Source organism: Pseudomonas sp. BP8 (assembly GCF_017875955.1).
In the GTDB taxonomy this organism is placed as follows: Bacteria; Pseudomonadota; Gammaproteobacteria; order Pseudomonadales; family Pseudomonadaceae; genus Aquipseudomonas.
The window spans coordinates 2,891,028-2,908,767 of record NZ_JAGINK010000001.1; the positions used below are offsets into that span (position 1 = coordinate 2,891,028).

Below are 17,740 nucleotides of genomic sequence, written 5' to 3' on the forward strand. Positions count from 1 at the left end.
TTGAGTACTTAGTAGTTAGAATATTCGAGCTAGGTGTTTTGTAAGTTTCACTGGCGAATGAATAGGCACTGATACAGGCGTCATTCAACTGCATCTATTTCGAGGGGTGTGCCCGGCGGTTCTGGCCCTTCCTGGCCTTCGTTTCAAGACGTTTCACGCTATGGCGAAAAGCCCCCGAACCTAGGCTTTATTTTGCGTTTACGGGGACGACCAGGTTGATTAGCGGGTTTTTGGGGCAGGTAAAATTCAGATACCTTGAAGGTCGATGACTCAGCACTTGTAGAGTAACGCTTCAACTACAACGCCAAATGCTGATGAGTGTTCACGCCGATTGGGGTAGTAGAGATGGTAACCGGCAAAGGGTTGGCACCAATCCTCCAACACCCGCACAAGGCTACCCTCGGCTAGCTCCTTCGCCACCATGTCCTCCGGCAGGAAACCCAAGCCACATCCGGCCACGGCCGCACGCAGAATCGGCACGCTGCTATTGAACGTCCATTGTCCCTCGACCCGGGCCTTCAGTTCGTGACCATCCTTTTCAAAATCCCATTGCATCAGGCTGCCATGGGTGGGTAGGCGCAGATTGATGCAATTTTGCGCGGCCAGATCACCGGGCTCCTTCGGCACTGGCCGCTGTTTGAAATACTCGGGTGAGCCTACGACCGCAATGCGCAAGGGTGGCCCGATAGGCACGGCGATCATGTCCTTGGCCACTTGGTCTCCCAGGCGTACACCGGCGTCATAGCGTTGCGCGACGATGTCGGAGAGGGCGTAGTCGACGGTGATTTCGACTTTGATGTCCGGATAGTCGGGAAGCACCTTTAAAAGCTTGGGCCACAGAATATTGTTGGCGGCATGTTCGGATGCTTGAATCCGCACATTGCCTGCCGGGGTGTCACGAAACTCGCTGACAGCGGCCAGTTCGAGTTCGATTTCATCGAACCGCGGCGCCATCGATTGATACAGCCGCTGACCCGCCTCGGTCGGCGAAACGCTGCGCGTGGTACGCGTCAGCAGGCGCACGCCCAGTCGGCTTTCCAGCGCGCGCATGGTGTGGCTCAGCGCCGACTGCGAGACGCCAAGCTGGGCGGCCGCGCGGGTGAAACTGCCTTCGCGGGTGATGACCACGAAGGCTTGCAGGTCGTTAAGATTAGCGCGGGACATTGATGAGAGCCTTTCATGAGGGCGCGGGATTAATCCATGAAAGCAGGTTGCACACGCATGCGCGACCTCCAAGAGGGTTGGTTACAAGGTGCGGGCGTAAAACGCGGTCAGCTTGCCAATCGCGGTATCGACATAACGCGGCACCCAATAGGTTTCGATGTGCGTCGCTCCGTCGATGATAAACACTTCCTTGTCGCTGGTGCCGCTGGCTTTGGGGAAGGCGTCCTGGGTCATGTACAGGCTGTCGGCTTTGCTGCCGGCGATCATCAACAACGGTTGGTCAATTAGCTCGATGTGGTCAGTGGCGTCGAAACGCATCAAGTCGATCAGGCTGCTGGTGGTGTATTTGAAGGTCGAGTTCGGGTGCGCGTGGCTCTTCCAGTAGTACTCATAACCTTGGCGATAAAGCTCGAAGGGCAGTTTGGCAATCTGCTCGTCGGTGAGATTGGCATCGCCCGAATACTGCACCGCGCCGCCGGCCGCTTCTTGCGCGCGAGCTGCTGACGCCTGTTGCAGGCGTTGCGCAATGCTGTCCATTTGCGAGTCGTTGTAGCCGTTGCGGCGTACCCTTCCTGAGTTGAACATGCTCACCGTTGCCAGCGATTTGAAGCGTTTGTCGGTTTGCGCTGCCGCCAACGAATAACCACCGCCACCACAGATGCCGAGCAGGCCCAGACGCTTGTCATCGACGCCGGCAAACTGGCTGATGAAGTCGGCCATGCCGTGAATGTCTTCGATGCGATACGCCGGTTTATCGATGCTGCGCGGCTGACCACCGCTGGCTCCCTGATACGCCGCATCGGCAGTGATGGTGATGTAGCCCTGTTCGGCCAGGCGTTGTGCGTACAGACCGGCGACTTGTTCTTTCACGCCGCCATTGGGGTGTGCAACGACCACGGTCGGGTAGGTCTTCTTCGCGTCATAGTTAGCCGGGGTATATACGTTGGCGGCGATATCCAGACCGTTGAGCTTGTAGCTGACCGGATGGATGTTGACCTTGCCCGGTTCGTTCTTGCTGATCGCGCCGTCGTAGGCGAGGGTGAACGGGTTCTTTTTGTAATCGGCGGCCAAGGCTTCGCCCGCCGAGAGGCCGAGCAAGGCCGACATGAACGTGGCTTTGACAGTGTTTTTCACGTGAAGCTCCTGGATAACAGATTTCATGTCATTTCCCCGAAGCCACGAGGGCCTGGGTCAACGCGGTATTGGCACGTTCCGCCGTCTGCGCATCGCTGTGTTTCTTCAGCAGTTCCGTGACCTGGTGCAACTGCGCCGTGCTCAGACCGACGCGCAAGCTCGCCGCCATGTGCGAGCGCAATTGCGGCTCGACCCCAGGGGTTGCCGCCAGCGCCCCGACGGTCGCCAGTTCGCGGCTTTGCCAGTCGAGGTTGTCGCGCTCGAAGATGTCGCCGAACAGGTGGGTTTGCAGGAACCGGTTGATCACCGGAGCAAACTCGAACACCGGGCCTTTGACCGGGGCGCCGGAGATTCTGGTTTGATTCGCGGTGCCGGCGGCCAGCAGCTCATCCCCGATCGGAATCGCCCGGCTCGGTTCACGCCCCGGGGCGTCTTCGATACCGCGCTGTTTGCGCGTCTGCACCACCGTCATCAGCTCGTTCAAGGCGTTCAGGCTGCGCGGGAAGCCCACATAGGCGTATAGCTGCATCAGGATTTCCCGGGTTTCGCTGATGGTCAGGCCGGCATCGAGCCCTTGATTGAGCGCGTTGTTGAGGTTGGGCATGTCGCTGGTGGCCATGAACGCGGCGATCAGGGGAATCGCTTGTTGTTGGCGCGACAAGGTAGCTGTGCTGGCGGGCGTGCTGGCCATGGTCTGCGATGCCTCGGCGGCTTGAGTGGTAACGCTGAACATCGCCCCAACACCCAGACAGAGTGCCATGAGGGCGGGGAGGGCAGTGCTGTTGCGTGCGTCAGTGGTCATCGTGAGAGGCTCCATCGCTTGTGGGTCACTGCGGTGCCGCTGGATCGTACGGAGGATGGTTGTCTCGATTAACCCCGAAATTGCGCATGGACTTCTGAGCAGAACTCATGAGTCGACAGTGCCATGACCGCTGCAATAGCGGCGCGAACGCGCTGCTGCGGGGCCTTTAGGTCGGATGACGGTTTACGACAAAGGTGCCGGGCGAGCACCTTCGACACATGCCGTAACTTCATTGGCCGGCGTATTGCGCCTCCGAAACCTGTTCCGCCCAGGTGACGGTCTTGCCGTCCTCGGCTTCAGCGATGGCGATGTGGGTCATGCCGTTGCTGGCCGTGGCGCCATGCCAGTGACGGGTGTGCGGTGGAATCCAGACCGTGTCGCCCGGTTGGATTTCCTGTCGCGGGCCGCCCTCTTGCTGCACGTAGCCGACGCCTGCGGTGACGATTAGCGTTTGCCCCAGCGGATGGGTGTGCCACGCCGTGCGTGCGCCAGGTTCGAAGGTTACCGTGCCGCCGGCGACGCGCGCCGGCAGCTCGCCCTTGAACAGGCCATCAACGCGCACGGTACCGGTAAAGTTCTGCGCCGCGCCCTTTACCGAGGCCTGTGAGCCGTTTGGCGTAACGCGGATTTCGCTGGCGGCCTGGGATTCTGCCGCCATGAATGACAAAGCAACGAGTGGTGCGATCAATCGGTTCATCGAGTCAACTCCGGCCAGACGTGACAGTGGCGGCGCACAGCGCGCCGCGTTTGGGCAGGAATCAGAGTCCTGTGATCTTCGCAGCTCGACGGCGCCCAGGTTCTTTTTAACACGTGAGGGGGTGATCGCTCAGCCAGCCGTTCACGCGTTCCATGGTCTTGCGCTCCTGCTCACTCTCCATCACAAAACCTTCCAGAACCTTTGCCTTCGGCGCGTGCTTGAGCAGCACGCTGCGGCTGCTGCCCAAGCCATAACCGCCGTGGGTGTTGAAGGAAATGAGGGTCTTGCCGGTCAGGTCGTGGGCGCTGAGAAAGGCGCGCACGATCGGCGGGGCGGTTTCACCCCAGATCGGAAAACCGAGATAGATCGTGTCGTAGTCGCTGAGGGTGTGAACCTTGTTTTGCAGTTCGGGTTCGAAGCCGCTGTCACGCTCCTGACGCGCCTGCTCCACTGTTTGCAAATAGTCCTCGGGGTAGGCGTTGGCAGGGCGAATCTCGAAGAGATCGGCACCCAGTCCACGCTGAATCAGCCCGGCGACCACGCGGGTATTGCCCGAGCGCGAGAAGTACGCGACCAGAATCCGCGAGCCTGAGCGCGGTACTTCACGGGCGCCTTGCGTGTTGGCGAGCGACAGCAGGGGGGCGCTGGCCAGTGCGGCAATCACCGTGCGCCGCAGCGGATCGTGATCGTTGCTCATCGACCGACACGCGCCTTGAGGGCTTCGGGATAGCGTTCGCCTTCAATGCGGATGTGCGCCAGTGCGGCATCGATTGCTTTGAGTTCGGCGGCGTCGAGCGTGAGGTCAGCGCCACCGAGGTTCTCTTCCAGACGATGCAGTTTGGTCGTCCCCGGAATCGGCACAATCCACGGCGCCTGCGCGAGCAGCCAGGCCAGCGCGATCTGTGCGGGTGTGGCTTGTTTCTGCGCGGCGATCTGACGGATCAACACCACTAGGCCCTGATTGGCTTGCAACGCCGACGGGTTAAAACGCGGGACGATGCTGCGGAAATCGTCGCTGCCGTAAGTGGTCTGCGCCGATACCGTGCCGGTGAGAAAGCCTTTGCCCAATGGGCTGAACGGCACTAGGCCGATGCCCAACTCCCAAAGCGTCGGCAGAACTTCCTGCTCAGGTTCGCGCCACCACAGCGAGTATTCGCTTTGCAGCGCTGTGACCGGCTGCACCGCGTGCGCACGGCGAATGGTCTGCGCACCGGCCTCTGACAAGCCGAAGTGCTTGACCTTGCCTTCGCCAATCAAGTCCTTCACCACCCCGGCGACGTCCTCGATCGGCACGTCCGGATCGACGCGGTGCTGGTAAAGCAGATCGATATAATCGGTCTTCAGTCGACGCAACGAACCCTCGACGGCGACCCGGATGTGCTCAGGGCGGCTGTTGAGAATTTGCTGTTTATTGTCGTCGCCGAAGGTGAAGCCGAACTTGGTGGCGATGACCACTTGATCGCGCACTGGTGCCAGCGCTTCGCCGACCACTTGTTCATTCAGGTAAGGGCCATAAACCTCGGCGGTATCGAAGAACGTAACGCCTCGGTCAACCGCCGATCGGATCAGCGCAATGGCTTGTTGTGTATCAGTCGCCGGGCCGTAGCCATGGCTCAATCCCATGCAACCCAAACCCAGGGCTGATACTTCGAGTGAACTCTTTCCGAGTGTGCGCTTGTGCATTTGGCTCTCCCGACATATGGCGTTGGAAGAACAGTAAGCGAGCTATCGAGTGGGAACTAGACGGTTAAATCGGCAAGGGCTCATGAGGCTTGCTCATCAGTCCAAGAAAACGGGAGGTGGCGACTGCATCCTCATGGACGCCTGGACGCCCTGGGCAAATGCTCAGCAAAAGGCCTAACGCTCCCTCAGGCCTGCCTGAATGTCACCCAAGCTCCCCAGAACAAACTGCTGAAGAACCGCTGACTTTCGCCAAATCCAGATCCCCGCAGCAGCTCGAGCACCGCTTCTTCAGAAACCGGCGGATCCGCTCCCTGCAGAATCTTGGCAAGCTTGGCCCTCACTTCGTCCTCAGACGCCCCCTGTTGTCGCCAGCGCTCTGCCCAGGCTTTCAGGCGCAATGGCTCATCGGCATATCGATAGTGATTACATGCCACTACTAGCGGCGCCCCTGGCTTCAGTCGATCGCGCAGCGAATGCAGAAGCTGTTGCTTGGCTTCGGTTCCGGGCACGTGATGAAGCACACCGATCAAGGTAGCAGCATCAAAGCATGGTTCAGCCGCAAGCTCTGCTACCGTGCCCTGATGCAACTGCACCTTATCTCGAAGCCCGCAGGCATCCAGGTTCGCCGCTGCGGCGTCGAGCATGGCAGAAGCGGGGTCGACGCCGATGAACCTCCAGTTCGGCCGCAGGGTAGCCAGTGCTATGACCTCTTGAGCAGTGCCACCGATGCCGGCAATCAGTACCGTTGCGGGGGTGTCTGCAGGCAAGCTGGCAGACAGCACGCAGCCACTCAACTCGTGACAGGCATCGTAGCCCGCCAGGGCGATGCGACTTTGAATGGCATATTCAGCGGCACGGGAATGATCAAACTTCGACACGGACAGAGGGGGCTCTTGCGGCATGACGGTCTCCTTTTCATCAGAGCGGCCAGCCTAGGGCAAATATGCGGATTACTGAAATCTATAGTTTTTATAGATTTCATTCCTGGTAGGAATACAGGAGAGGGTGTAGTTGAGGCTTTGCGGCAAGGGCAGAACCTTGTAGGAGCGGGCTTGCCCCGCGAAGAGGCCGGACCGGCCACCGTGGTGGATGGCACCGGCTTCGCCGGTTTCGCGGGGCAAGCCCGCTCCTACAGGGTTAGGTGATCTCCCGCAGATAATGCGCAGCGCCCGCAGGAATAGCAGGAAATGGTTGTCGTCAATTACCAGCCTAGAGGCGGCTGTACTTGCGGCCGGTCAGCCCTGCTTACCGAGTACGTACTGGTCAAAATTCTGAATATGCTCGTCTAGATTGTCTTCAAGCATCATCCGGTATTGCTCGCAGTAGTACTTGATAATCTCTTCCCGTGCTTCAGCCATTTCCGCCTGCGACTTGAAGTTGCGAGCGGTTATCCAAGCGCTGAAGCGGGTGGCCGCAAACGTCATGGATGCGCTCACCTTGCCGTGCCCTTCACGCTGCTCGAGTTGCTGGTTGGCCAGATCAATATGTGCATCCGCCCGGTCGTAAAAGGCTTGATCGGAAGGTTGATTCATTACGTTGTACCTCATCGCCAAATTCGAGTTATGCGCTGCGTCACTGGAACCGCGACAAGGATGCCACAGGCAGGGCCTCGGTCAGCGAGGATTTCAAATGCTCACACGAGAGGATCAGTTGTCACCCGCTTGCACAGTGACCCTGACGCCCGTCGCCACAATCTCGTACTCAGATTCGGAAATCCTCGTGACAGCACCGCCAGACTGCATCTCGTAATGCTTCAGACCTTCATGGCGAACCATGCCGTGTGGCGAACGCTCAACAGTTTCATCCTGATAGATATTAATGGCGTATTGCAGATTATCTGTGCCAACTCCAACTATTTTCCCAACATATTTATCGGCCATGTCCGCACTCCTCGAGTGAAACCTCAAAGTAGCTGGCGCTGAGTGAACTATCCAGAGTATTGAGTAATATCCCGGAACTGCACACCTCAGCGACCGTTGATCAGACGAACGCAGGCCGATTACTGCGCTGTCAGAAGTCCACCGTAGCCGACAACTCATACGTCCGCGGTGCACCCAGCCCCAGCGTCTGGGTCAGAGGTACTCCCCAATAGTCCTTGTCGGTCAGGTTGGAAATGTTGGCGCGTAACGTCACCGGTTTACTGGCGACGTGCGTGGTCATCCGCGCACCGACGTCGAAGATGGTGTAACCAGGAATCGACAGGCTGTTGTCGGCACTGATGTACTGCTTGGACTGGGAGGTGACATTACCGGTCAGCGTCACACCGTTCAGTTGCGGAACATCCCACTCCATGCCCAGCTTGCCCTGCAGCTTGGGGTAGGCGGTGGCGATCTTGCCGTCGTTGTCGCCGCTTTCGGTCTTGGTCAGCTCGGGTTTGACGTAGGCCACGCCACCCATCAGGCGTACATCCGGCAGCGGCGCGCCGAAGAAGCTCCATTCCACGCCCCGGTTGCGTTGCTCACCGCCAAATGAAAAGACATTGGTGACCGGGTCGGTGTAACTGCTCGGCCGCTTGATTTCATAGAGCGCCAGGGTGTGACTGAAGGTACCCAGGTCGAGCTTCAGGCCGATTTCCTTCTGCTTGGATTTGTACGGGGCAAACACTTCGCCGAAGTTGGCTGCGGTAATCGGCGCCGAGACGCCCTTGCTCAGGCCTTCGATGTAGTTGGCGTACACCGAGAGCTGGTCGGTCAGCCGGAACAGAATGGCGCCGGCGGGGGTAGTGGCGTGGGTATCGTAGCCGGGTTTGTTGCGTGCGCCGGTACTGACGTTGTAGGTGTCGGTGACCACCTCTTGCCGACGTACACCGAGGGTCAACTGCAGGCGCTCGTCGAGCACCGACAAGGTGTCGGCGATGCCGTAGCTTTTCAGGTCGCTTTCACTATGGGCGATCTGTGGCCAGGCCTCGGAGACCTTCGGGCCCCAGGAGGGGTGGTAGATGTTGGTCGTCCAGTTGGAGCCTGTTGCCCGACGGCCGAAGTCCTTTTGCGTGTCGCTGTACTGAGTCGCGTTGACCGTCCATTGATGGCCCACGCCAAAGGTATCGAAATGGCCCCGCAACCCCACTTCGGCGGAGGTCTTGTGAATCTGCATCTGCAACTGGCCCATCGCGGTGGTGAAATCGCCAGCGTTGTTGTTCACCGTGGCCGTCAGCGCGCCGCTGTATTGATAGTCGGTCTTGCTGGTACCCACCGCGCCGTAGGCCAGCAACTGGTCGGTCAGCTCATAATCGGCACGCAAGATGACGCCCTTGTCCTTTGTTTCGACATAGGCCCAGTCAGGGTTGAGCAGGGTGTCGGACTTGGGCGGGCTGGGCACGGCCACGCCACTTGCCAGGCCCATACCACGGTTTTGCCCGCGGATATGGTCGTCGGTGTCGAACAGGTCTAGCGAAACCCGCGCACGTTCGCCGCGCCAGTCAAGCGCCAGTGAGGACAGCACATTGCGCTGGCGCTGGTCGTCGATAGCGGTGTCACCGTCGCGGTACATGCCGTTGAAGCGCACGCCGAACTGGTTGCCTTCGCCGAAGCGCCGGCCGACGTCGACATGCCCGCCAAACTGGGCGTCGGAGGAATAGGTGCCCGTCAGGCGGGTCAGCGGCGTATCACCGGCGCGCTTGGGGATGAGGTTGACGATACCGCCCACCGAGCCACCGGGCGGCATGCCGTTGAGCAGTGCCGACGGGCCTTTGAGTACTTCGATTCGCTCGTACATCTCGGGTGAGGCGCGGTAGTAGGGCGCCATCCCGAACAGGCCATCGACGGTCATGTCGCTAACGCTGGTCTGGAAGCCGCGGATCGAGTAGTTCTCGCTGTAGGTGCCCTTCAGGCCATTGCTGAATACGGCGGGGTCGGTGGCGGCGATGACACTGCTGATGTCCTTCGCTTGCAGGTCTTGAATGTAGGTATCGGTGTAGCTGACGGTGCTGAACGGGGTCTCCATGAAGTCCTTGTTGCCCAGCAGCCCAACGCGGCCGCCGGTCGCGACCTGGCCGCCGGCATAAACCGGTGGCAGAGGGTCGGTAACGGGAGCTTGAGCATCGATCAGGGTTGCCGCCAGCTCTGCCGCCGCGGGTTGTGCGTCCTCGGCGCGCGCATGGGATGACGACAGCGCGCAGCCAGCCAACGCCAGGCCGATAAGCACGGCGTGGGCCAGCGGATGCAGTTGCAGCGAAGGCAGTGGGAAAGCAGCGGACGGTTGAATGAAGTTGGGACGGTTGGACACGCGGATGACTCCACAGGAGTGAATGACAGAGGTTGTGTGTATTTATTGGTAAGCGAAGACGAAAGGCGAACGAGAATCACCCGCTAACGTACTTGTGAGCGGCTGCGCCGCGCGGGCCTCAGTCTTGATAGCCCCTGATGACGTCGTCCGCGATCAACGCCAGGGACGTTGGGCTGGCCGCGGTCACGTACCAGGCCTCGGGATCGACGAACACCACACGGCCGTTTTTCCAGGCGTTGGTCTGGCGCAGCAGCGGGTTGCCGAGGGTTTCTGCAGACATCAGCGGGCGCTGCTCCATGACGGCCGTGCGGTCCACCACATAGAGAATGTCCGGGTTGGCCTGCTGAATGAACTCGCTGGAGATGGGCTGGCCATGCAGGCCGGTATCCAGCATCGTGGTCGCCGGCTTGACGCCGAGGTCGTTGAAGATGAAGCCGTAGCGCGATTGCACACCGAAGGCGCTGAAGGCGCCGTTGTTATGCAGTACCACAAGGGCGCGCTCGGCGCGGTCGCGAGTAATGGCGCGCGCTTGATCAAGCTTGGCTTGCAGCTCGGCGACTTTCTGCTGGGCCAGTGCCTGCTTGCCGAAGACTTGCCCCAGGCTGATCAGGTGCTGCTTGACCACCTCGACATGGCCGGCTTCGCTGTCGCGGTAATCCACATCGAAGTGCAGGGTAGGCGCCATTTCGCTTAATTCTGCATAGTGGTTAGCCTGCAGCGAGGTCATCAGGATCAGGTCTGGTCGCGCCGCGTGGACGCGTTCCAGATTCGGCTGCACGATCGAGCCGACATCCGCCGTCAGCGCGGCATCCTTGTAGCGCGCCAGGAAATGCGGCACGAAATCCTTTGGCATGCCCGCTACCGCTACGCCCAGCTGATCGAGAAAGTCGACTTCGTTCATGTCGAGGGCGACTGTCCGCTGTGGGAGCTGGCCAATAACGGTGGTACCCAGCTTGTGCTGCAGGGTGACGGGCGCATAGCCGGCCTGTGATGGCGGTGTTTCTGTTGCCGCTGTGCTGGTCGACGGTTCGTTGCAGCCGTGCAGGGTCAGCGTGGCGCTCAACAGCAGCGTCACTGGCCAGCAGCGGATGGGGTGGTGGTGTTTCATCGCTGTTCTCCGGGTGGGTTGAAGTAGTTGCACAGCCGGCCACGGGGGCTATGGGTGATCTCGACCTGCAGCCCATACAGCGCTTGTAGCCGTTGCGTGGTCACTACCTCGTCCACGCTACCGGCGCATTGCACCTGGCCGTCTTTCATGGCGACGATGCAGTCGGAGTAGCTGGCGGCGAAATTGATGTCATGCACCACCAGCACCACGGTGCGTCCGAACTCATCGCACAGCCTGCGTAGCGCTCGCATGATCTGCACGGCGTGGTGCATGTCGAGGTTGTTCAGCGGCTCATCGAGCAGCAGGTAATCGGTCTGCTGGGCGATGGTCATGGCCAGAAACGCCATTTGCCGTTGGCCGCCGCTGAGCTCGTCGAGGTACGCCTCGCGCAGCGGTTCCAGGGACAGAAAGGCGATCGCCTCGTCAATGGCCTGGCGGTCATCATCGGTGAGGGCGCCACGGCTATAGGGGAAGCGACCAAAGGCGACCAGTTCGTCGACCGTCAGGCGCAGGTTGAAGTCGACAGATTGGCGCAGGGTGGCAACGCGTCGGGCGTAGTCGCCGATGGCAATCTCACTGATCCTGCGCCCGTCCAGTCGAATCTCGCCGGCGCTGGGATCGAGCAAGCGCGCCAGCGTCATCAGCAGGGTGCTCTTGCCGGCACCGTTGGGGCCGATTAGCGAGGTCAGCTGCTTGCTGGCAAAGCTCACGCTCACGCCGGACAGCACGGCCTTTTTGCCGTAGGTTTTGTGCAGCTCGTGGACGCTGATCATGCGGCTCCCCGGGTACGTACCATCAACATGAGGAAGTAGGTGCCACACACCAGGTTCACCAGAATCCCGACCGTGGTCTTGTAGTTGAAGACATGCTCGACCAGCATCTGCGCGCTGATGAACACGCCGATCGCCACGCCACTGCCCAAGGCCAGCGTGACCCGGTGCCTGAATGTGCCCGCCACGGCATAGGTGATGTTGGCAACGAACACGCCCATGAAGGCGGTGGGCCCGAGCAGGCTGGTCGAAACCGTGACCAGCGCGGCAATAATCGCCAGTTGCAGGTGCATGCTGCGTCGATAATCCACCCCCAGCGAGATTGCCTGGTCGCGCCCTAGCGCCAACACGTCGAGCACCGGCGCGGTGCGGGCCAGCAAGGTACAGAGCACCGCTACCAGCACCGCCGAAGCCAGCAGCAGTCGCGGCGAGGCTCGGTTGAACGAGGCCTGGCTGTAGCCCTGCAGCATCGAGAATTCACCCGGGCTGACCTTGAGCTGCACGAACTGGGTGAGGGTTGCCATGACCATTGTCAGCACCAGCCCGACCAGCAGCAGGAAGAACACGTTGCTGCTGGCGCCGCGAAACAGCCAGCGGTGCAGTGCCCACGAGTAGCCGAGCAGTACCAGCAGCGAGAGCAGGAAGTTGCCGTCGTTGCCGAGTATCAGCAGGCCCTGTACGCCCATGGCCAACACCAGCAGCGCATGCAGCAGCAGGTACACAGCCTCGTAGCCCATGATCGCCGGGGTGAGGATACGGTTGCCCGAGAGGGTCTGAAAGGCAATCGCCGAGCAGGCCACGCACACGCCGCCGATAACCATGGCGGCCAGCCGTGCCAGGCGCTTGGGGATCACATAGGCGAAATCCAGCCCCGAGTTGACGAACACGAACAGCAAGGCCAGTACGATCACCGCCAGCCATGTCACGTGGCGGCCTCTCATCGGTGCCTCCAGATGATCAGGGCAAGGAAAATCACGCCGCCCAGGCTGCCTGCAGTAAGGCCGATAGGCACTTCGAAGGGGTAGATCAGCAGCCGCCCGACCAGGTCGCAGACCAACAGCAGTGCGGCGCCGCCAAGCGCCACGAGGGGCAGGGTGCGGCGCAGGTTGTCGCCATAGCAGAGCGCTATCAGGTTGGGCACCACCAGGCCGACGAAGGGAATCGAACCGACCGTGATCACGCTGGCCGACACCGTCACTGCCACCAATATCAGCCCCAGTACCACGTGTGCGGTGTAGTTCAGGCCGAGGCTGGTGGCCATGCCTTCGCCCATGCCGACCACCGTGAAACGGTGTGCGTAGAGATAGGTAAGGACGATGATCGGCAAGATCACGTAGATGATTTCGTAGCGGCCCTGCACCACCTTGGAAAAGTCGCCCAGCAACCAGCCCTGCATGCTTTGCAGCAGGTTGAAGCGATAGGCATAGAACTCGGCCAGGGCACTCAGGACCCCGCCGTACATCAGGCCGATGACGGGGACCAGCACCGCGTTCTTGGCGCGGATACGGCGAATGATGGCCACGAACAGCAGGCTGGCCGCGAAGCACATGGCCAGGGCAAACAGCATGCGTAGCAGTGTGCCTGCCGCCGGTGCCAGCCCCAGCGATAGCAGGATGCCGAGTTTCGCGGCATCGAGCCCGCCGCAGGTGGCGGGCTCGACGAACCGGTTGCGGACGATCTGTTGCAGGATCACCCCGCAGACCGCCAGCCCGATGCCGACCAGGATCAACGCGGCCAGCCGCGGCAAGCGGCTGGCGGTCAAGGTCAGCCAGGTGTCGCTGTGCAGGGTGAGCAGTTGCGTCCATGCCAGCTCACGGGCGCCAACCGCCAGCGAGGCGAGGCACAGCAGGATGAACAGCATCAGCCAGGGCAAGCGCATCAGTCGTGATCCACGTTCGACGCGGCCAGGCGCCAGCCGCTGGCAGCGTGACGCTGCGCGAGGAACTCGGCATAACGCCCACCTTGGGCACGCAGTGCCGCAGGTGACCCTTGCTCGACGATCTGGCCCGCTTCGAGCACCACGACATGGTCGGCCATGGCGACGGTGCTGAGCTGGTGCGCGATCACCACCAGCGTGCAGCGCCCTCGCAGGGTGTGCAGGGTTTCGGTAATCACCGCCTGGTTCTCGGTATCCAGCGCGGCGGTGGCTTCGTCCATCAGGAGGATGGGCGCTTGCTTGACCAGCGCGCGGGCAATGGTCACGCGCTGGCGCTCACCACCGGAAAGGCGCACGCCGCCTTCACCTACGCTGGTGTCGAGACCGTGGGGCAGGCGCTGCATGACCTCAGCCAGGCCGGCCAACTGGGCCGCGTGCACAATCTCGTGGTCACAGGCGTCGGGTTTGCCGATGCGGATGTTGTCGGCAATGCTGCCCTGGAACAACCAGGTGTCTTGCAGCACCTGGCTGACCGTGTCGGTCACGGTGGCAGTGGTCATCTGGCGGACATCCACGCCGCCAATCTGCACGCTGCCTTGGCTGGCGTCGAAGAACCGCGCGATCAGGCGCAGCAGGGAGCTCTTGCCGGCGCCCGATGCACCGATGACTGCCGTCATGCTGCCGGCTGGGCAATGCAGGTTTACCGCTTGCAGTACGCAGGGGCCAGCGTCGCCATAGCGCAGGCTCACGCCGTGCAGGTCGATTGCGCCATCCGCTGGCCGTTGGGCCGATGCCGGTTCCGGCAGGGGCGTGGCGCTCAGAATGCGCTCGATTTCCTTGAGCTGGCCATGCGCCCCACGGAGGATCTCCAGATGGCTGGCGACATCCTGAAGCGGGTCGATGAAACGACACATCAATGCCAGGGCGACGACGACTGCGACTACCTCTTCAGGCTCGCCACCTGTGTGGCTGTTGATCCACAGCCCCGCGCCAATCAGTAACGCGGCGAATGTTGCCTGCACCGCCCAGCTGTTGAGCAGTGTCGACAGCGAAGACAGCACGATCAGGCCCATGCCGCTGTTGCGCTGGCGCTCCAGGCTCTGATCCAGCAGGCGCGTACCGCCGCCGGCGCCATTGAAGGCGCGCAGCACCGACTGGGCCTGGGCGAACTCGACCATGCGCTGGCTGGCTTGAGCAAAGTGCTGGTGAAACGCCTGGTCTGCGCGGCGGCCCAAGCGTGCGCTGAGCAGCATCACGGCGGCCAATACCGGCAGCGCCAGCAGGGCGATCACGGCCAGCGGCGCATGCAGGGCAAAGAGCGCCACCACCAGCACCAAGGGCACCGTGACGCCGCAGACCAGCGGGGTAAATACATGGGCCGGCAGTTGCGCAATGGCCATCATGCCCTGGGTGATGCTGTGCCCCAGCCGCGCGGTGTTGTCGGGGGTGAACCAGCCCAGCGGCAATCGAGCTACATGCTCGCCGACATGCCGGCGCCCACCTTGCAGCACCGCTACCGCCACGGCTACGCCAGCGTGTTCGACCTGGCGTCGGCACAGCCAGCATACGGCCACGCCGACGGTCAGCGCCGCTAGCCAGGCAGCGGCGGCGCTCACATTGTCGTTCAGCAGGTGCAGCAGGATCGGCGCCAGCGCGCTGATGGTAAGCCCGCTGAACACGCCATACAGCACGGTCAACAGCAGGTAACGGCGAAATACCGGGGCGCTGTCGCCCAGCAGTCGAATGAAGGTTATCAGCATGCGGGCAGTGCCTTGTTCACGGTGTCCTGATAGCGACCCTGGGCCCACAGGCGGGCATACAGACCGTCGCGTGCGAGTAATTCGGCGTGGCGGCCTTGCTCGCAGACGACGCCTTCATCGATTACCAGGATCTGCTCGGCGTGCATCACGGTCTCCAGCCGATGGGCGATGACCAGCAAGGTGCGGCCGTGGGCGAAGCGCGAAAGCGCGTCCTGGATCGCCGCTTCGCTTTCGGCGTCTACCGCTGCAGTGGCCTCGTCGAGGACCAACACCGGCGGGTCGAGCAGTACTGCACGGGCGATGCTCAGGCGTTGCTGTTCGCCACCGGACAGCTGCGCGTCTTCACCGATGACCGAGTCGTAGCCGCGCGGCAGTTGCGCGATGCGTGAATGGATATTGGCCAGGCGGGCAGCCGCCTCGATTTGCGCACGGGTCGCGCTTGGCCGCCCCAGCGCGATGTTGTCGGCCACGCTGGCATGGATCAGGCGCACCTCCTGCAGCACGAAACCGATGCGCTGGTACAGGTCGCGGCTGTCGATGTGCCGCAGGTCGACACCGCCCAGGGTGATGCGCCCGGCGTCCGGGTCGAAGAAACGCAGCAGTAGCCGAGCAAGGGTCGATTTACCGGCGCCCGAAGGGCCAACGATGGCCGTGGTGGTGCCTGGTGCCAATGTGAAACTGACATGGTCGAGCACGCAGTTGCCGGGGCTATAGGCATAGCTGAGCTGCTCGGCGCGTACCTCGTTGCCATGTGGCTTGCGCTGCGAGACCTCGACCGGCAGTACAGGCGTGTCCAGCAGAGCCACGACCCGCTGGGCAGCGCCGACGGCGTTGTTCAGGTCGTGGGTAATGAAGTGCAGCAGTTGCAGCGGTGCGCACAGGCCAGGCGTCACCAGGGCGAAGGGCAGTATCTGCAGCGGTTCGGCCCAGCCCATTGCTACGAACAGTACGCCGGACAGCAGCACCAGGCCCAACACCGACACCGGCGCGATCAACGCGTTGGCCCTGGCCATTGAGGCCACCAACGGGCGGGTAAAGCCGGCGAAGGTAGTGGCGAAGGCGTCAACCGCATCGCGGTAGCGGTCCTGCGCGTTGCCTCGGTCGCCGAAGGCCTTGACCAGAGGCATGCCATGGATGAATTCGACCACCGCGTTATCGATACGGGTCATGCCCGCCACTACCTCGGGCATGTGCCCTGCGCTGGCCTTCACCGCCCGGCGCAGAAACAAGAAGAACGCCGGGAAGGGCAGTAACGCGATCACTGCCAGACGCCAGTCGGTGGCTACCAGGTAGATCACTGAAATCAGCACAGCACCCACCGCGCGGCCCAGCGTGGTGTAGAAGTGTGCGGTCAGGCTGTGCAGCGTGCCGATGTCATCCTGCATTGCCCTTTTGACCTCGCCAGAGGCGCGCTCGGTGAACCAGCCCAGCGGCACCTGCATCACGCGTTGGGCGATAGCCAGGCGCAGATGGTGAGTGATGCGATTGTCTGCCAGGTGCGCCAGCAGCTCGCCCGCGCTGATCAGGGTCATGCCAACCAAGAGGCTGACCACGCTGGCGAACACGGTCCAGCCAATGGCGTCGGGTGAATTCGTGCCGGTCACGGCCAGCCGCGCGATGTGCGCAATGCCCGCCAGCGGTACCAGGGTCAGCATGGCGCCCAGGGCTGCCAACACGGTGGCGGCAATCAGGCTGTTGCGCACAGGTGCGAGCACACGGCTGATGGGGCCGCGGGCCTTGTTTTGTGACGGTGCGGGGTCGAGTGGGGGCGATGATGAATCGGACATGTAACGGGCCTGACACGCTGCGAATTAATTAGTTGCATGACTATAAACTAATTTGCGAAAAGCAGACAAGACGGCTACAACACTGTCTTCACAGAGTTGGAGTACCCGATGCAACCACCACAACGAACAGCTGGACGCGGACGCCCTCGCACCATCACCCGTGAACGGATCGCAGACGTGAGCATCGCCATCGGCTTGCCCAGCCTCACGTTCGTTGGTGTGGCCGCTGCGTTGGGGGTGAGCCACATGGCGCTGTACAAGCACGTGCCCAACATCGAATCGCTCAAGTGCCTGGTGGCGGAGGAGATCTTTCAGCGCTGGGAAATTCCGCAGGCGTGCGGTGACTCACGGCAGGGCCTGCAGGTGTACCTGTTGAGTTTTGCCGCGTCGGTGCAGTCGTTCGTCAAGGCCCACCCTGGGCTGACGCCCTACGTGATCCGCAGGCTGGCGGCGACCGAGTCGATGATTGGCAAGATCCAGGGTCACCAGGCACATATCGCAGAAGCGTATGGCCTGTCCCTTGAGCAGTCGCGGTGGCTGTTGTCCACGGTGGCCTTTCACGGGTTTGCAGTGGCGGATACGGTGTACACCGTGGCCGGGCGTGAACCTTTGCTGGACGCCGATCAGGCGGGGGAGGAGTCGGAGTTGGAAGAGGAGTTATCCGAAGGCATGCGCGCGCTGATCGTGGGTGCCCTGGTGTTGCTTGACCAGCCGCACGGTCCGGGACAGTTGTGA

General features: G+C 61.7%; 17 protein-coding genes. 1 reads left to right on the forward strand and 16 read right to left on the reverse strand.

The genetic code is table 11. The annotated features are described in order from the left end of the window. Positions 1–270: 270 nt before the first annotated feature. The 16 genes from J3B00_RS12645 to J3B00_RS12720 all read right to left on the reverse strand — a co-directional run bounded on the left by J3B00_RS12645 (position 271) and on the right by J3B00_RS12720 (position 17,005). Complete coding sequence (locus J3B00_RS12645) at positions 271–1,164, reverse strand: LysR family transcriptional regulator (RefSeq protein ID WP_209867830.1); 894 nt, start codon at positions 1,162–1,164, stop codon at positions 271–273. An 81-nt stretch (positions 1,165–1,245) separates the two neighbouring features. Further along, on the reverse strand, positions 1,246–2,298 hold the full coding sequence (locus J3B00_RS12650; protein ID WP_209867831.1) for an alpha/beta hydrolase: 1,053 nt from the start codon (positions 2,296–2,298) through the stop codon (positions 1,246–1,248). 28 nt (positions 2,299–2,326) lie between these two features. After that, positions 2,327–3,100, reverse strand: a complete 774-nt coding sequence (locus J3B00_RS12655; protein ID WP_209867832.1) for a carboxymuconolactone decarboxylase family protein — start codon at positions 3,098–3,100, stop codon at positions 2,327–2,329. Between the two features lie 229 nt (positions 3,101–3,329). Then, entirely contained in the window at positions 3,330–3,797 is a 468-nt protein-coding gene (locus J3B00_RS12660; protein WP_209867833.1) for a cupin domain-containing protein, read from the reverse strand. A 106-nt stretch (positions 3,798–3,903) separates the two neighbouring features. Further along, positions 3,904–4,494, reverse strand: a complete 591-nt coding sequence (locus J3B00_RS12665; RefSeq protein WP_209867834.1) for a flavodoxin — start codon at positions 4,492–4,494, stop codon at positions 3,904–3,906. Beyond that, positions 4,491–5,480, reverse strand: coding sequence for an aldo/keto reductase (locus J3B00_RS12670; RefSeq protein ID WP_209867835.1), 990 nt, complete (start codon positions 5,478–5,480; stop codon positions 4,491–4,493). The genes J3B00_RS12665 and J3B00_RS12670 overlap by 4 nt, the downstream gene beginning before the upstream one ends. A gap of 185 nt (positions 5,481–5,665) precedes the next feature. Then, positions 5,666–6,382, reverse strand: coding sequence for a class I SAM-dependent methyltransferase (locus tag J3B00_RS12675; RefSeq protein WP_209867836.1), 717 nt, complete (start codon positions 6,380–6,382; stop codon positions 5,666–5,668). 333 nt (positions 6,383–6,715) lie between these two features. After that, positions 6,716–7,012 (reverse strand): DUF3144 domain-containing protein, encoded by a 297-nt coding sequence (locus J3B00_RS12680; protein WP_209867837.1) that lies wholly within the window; start codon positions 7,010–7,012, stop codon positions 6,716–6,718. 114 nt (positions 7,013–7,126) lie between these two features. Next, a complete protein-coding gene (locus tag J3B00_RS12685; RefSeq protein WP_209867838.1) occupies positions 7,127–7,360 on the reverse strand; it encodes a hypothetical protein in 234 nt (77 codons plus the stop codon). Positions 7,361–7,490: 130 nt separating this feature from the next. Then, positions 7,491–9,704 carry a TonB-dependent siderophore receptor gene (locus J3B00_RS12690; RefSeq protein WP_348635945.1) on the reverse strand — a complete coding sequence of 738 codons (2,214 nt, stop codon included), beginning with the start codon at positions 9,702–9,704 and terminating at the stop codon, positions 7,491–7,493. A 118-nt stretch (positions 9,705–9,822) separates the two neighbouring features. Continuing rightward, positions 9,823–10,812 carry a siderophore ABC transporter substrate-binding protein gene (locus tag J3B00_RS12695; RefSeq protein WP_209867839.1) on the reverse strand — a complete coding sequence of 330 codons (990 nt, stop codon included), beginning with the start codon at positions 10,810–10,812 and terminating at the stop codon, positions 9,823–9,825. Further along, the gene (locus tag J3B00_RS12700) at positions 10,809–11,585 is read right to left on the reverse strand and encodes an ATP-binding cassette domain-containing protein (protein WP_209867840.1); all 777 of its coding nucleotides are present in this window, start codon (positions 11,583–11,585) and stop codon (positions 10,809–10,811) included. The genes J3B00_RS12695 and J3B00_RS12700 overlap by 4 nt, the downstream gene beginning before the upstream one ends. Next, the gene (locus J3B00_RS12705; protein WP_209867841.1) at positions 11,582–12,523 is read right to left on the reverse strand and encodes an iron chelate uptake ABC transporter family permease subunit; all 942 of its coding nucleotides are present in this window, start codon (positions 12,521–12,523) and stop codon (positions 11,582–11,584) included. Before J3B00_RS12705 ends, J3B00_RS12700 begins: the two co-directional genes overlap by 4 nt. Continuing rightward, complete coding sequence (locus tag J3B00_RS12710) at positions 12,520–13,461, reverse strand: iron chelate uptake ABC transporter family permease subunit (RefSeq protein ID WP_209867842.1); 942 nt, start codon at positions 13,459–13,461, stop codon at positions 12,520–12,522. The genes J3B00_RS12705 and J3B00_RS12710 overlap by 4 nt, the downstream gene beginning before the upstream one ends. Next, the gene (locus J3B00_RS12715) at positions 13,461–15,218 is read right to left on the reverse strand and encodes an ABC transporter ATP-binding protein (RefSeq protein ID WP_209867843.1); all 1,758 of its coding nucleotides are present in this window, start codon (positions 15,216–15,218) and stop codon (positions 13,461–13,463) included. Before J3B00_RS12715 ends, J3B00_RS12710 begins: the two co-directional genes overlap by 1 nt. Beyond that, positions 15,212–17,005 (reverse strand): ABC transporter ATP-binding protein, encoded by a 1,794-nt coding sequence (locus J3B00_RS12720; RefSeq protein WP_209867844.1) that lies wholly within the window; start codon positions 17,003–17,005, stop codon positions 15,212–15,214. Before J3B00_RS12720 ends, J3B00_RS12715 begins: the two co-directional genes overlap by 7 nt. A gap of 177 nt (positions 17,006–17,182) precedes the next feature. Here J3B00_RS12720 and J3B00_RS12725 point away from each other — a divergent pair, with 177 nt between their 5' ends. After that, positions 17,183–17,740: a TetR/AcrR family transcriptional regulator gene (locus tag J3B00_RS12725; protein WP_348635946.1), complete on the forward strand. Its 558-nt coding sequence runs from the start codon at positions 17,183–17,185 to the stop codon at positions 17,738–17,740.

What these genes read in the sequence shown, in the direction of transcription:
- J3B00_RS12685 (WP_209867838.1), bottom strand. Translation starts at nt 7,360, where the DNA reads ATGGCCGATAAATATGTTGGGAAAATAGTTGGAGTTGGCACAGATAAT.
- J3B00_RS12700 (WP_209867840.1), bottom strand. Translation starts at nt 11,585, where the DNA reads ATGATCAGCGTCCACGAGCTGCACAAAACCTACGGCAAAAAGGCCGTG.
- J3B00_RS12695 (WP_209867839.1), bottom strand. Translation starts at nt 10,812, where the DNA reads ATGAAACACCACCACCCCATCCGCTGCTGGCCAGTGACGCTGCTGTTG.
- J3B00_RS12675 (WP_209867836.1), bottom strand. Translation starts at nt 6,382, where the DNA reads ATGCCGCAAGAGCCCCCTCTGTCCGTGTCGAAGTTTGATCATTCCCGT.
- J3B00_RS12665 (WP_209867834.1), bottom strand. Translation starts at nt 4,494, where the DNA reads ATGAGCAACGATCACGATCCGCTGCGGCGCACGGTGATTGCCGCACTG.
- J3B00_RS12660 (WP_209867833.1), bottom strand. Translation starts at nt 3,797, where the DNA reads ATGAACCGATTGATCGCACCACTCGTTGCTTTGTCATTCATGGCGGCA.
- J3B00_RS12655 (WP_209867832.1), bottom strand. Translation starts at nt 3,100, where the DNA reads ATGACCACTGACGCACGCAACAGCACTGCCCTCCCCGCCCTCATGGCA.
- J3B00_RS12645 (WP_209867830.1), bottom strand. Translation starts at nt 1,164, where the DNA reads ATGTCCCGCGCTAATCTTAACGACCTGCAAGCCTTCGTGGTCATCACC.
- J3B00_RS12705 (WP_209867841.1), bottom strand. Translation starts at nt 12,523, where the DNA reads ATGAGAGGCCGCCACGTGACATGGCTGGCGGTGATCGTACTGGCCTTG.
- J3B00_RS12670 (WP_209867835.1), bottom strand. Translation starts at nt 5,480, where the DNA reads ATGCACAAGCGCACACTCGGAAAGAGTTCACTCGAAGTATCAGCCCTG.
- J3B00_RS12720 (WP_209867844.1), bottom strand. Translation starts at nt 17,005, where the DNA reads ATGTCCGATTCATCATCGCCCCCACTCGACCCCGCACCGTCACAAAAC.
- J3B00_RS12710 (WP_209867842.1), bottom strand. Translation starts at nt 13,461, where the DNA reads ATGCGCTTGCCCTGGCTGATGCTGTTCATCCTGCTGTGCCTCGCCTCG.
- J3B00_RS12680 (WP_209867837.1), bottom strand. Translation starts at nt 7,012, where the DNA reads ATGAATCAACCTTCCGATCAAGCCTTTTACGACCGGGCGGATGCACAT.
- J3B00_RS12715 (WP_209867843.1), bottom strand. Translation starts at nt 15,218, where the DNA reads ATGCTGATAACCTTCATTCGACTGCTGGGCGACAGCGCCCCGGTATTT.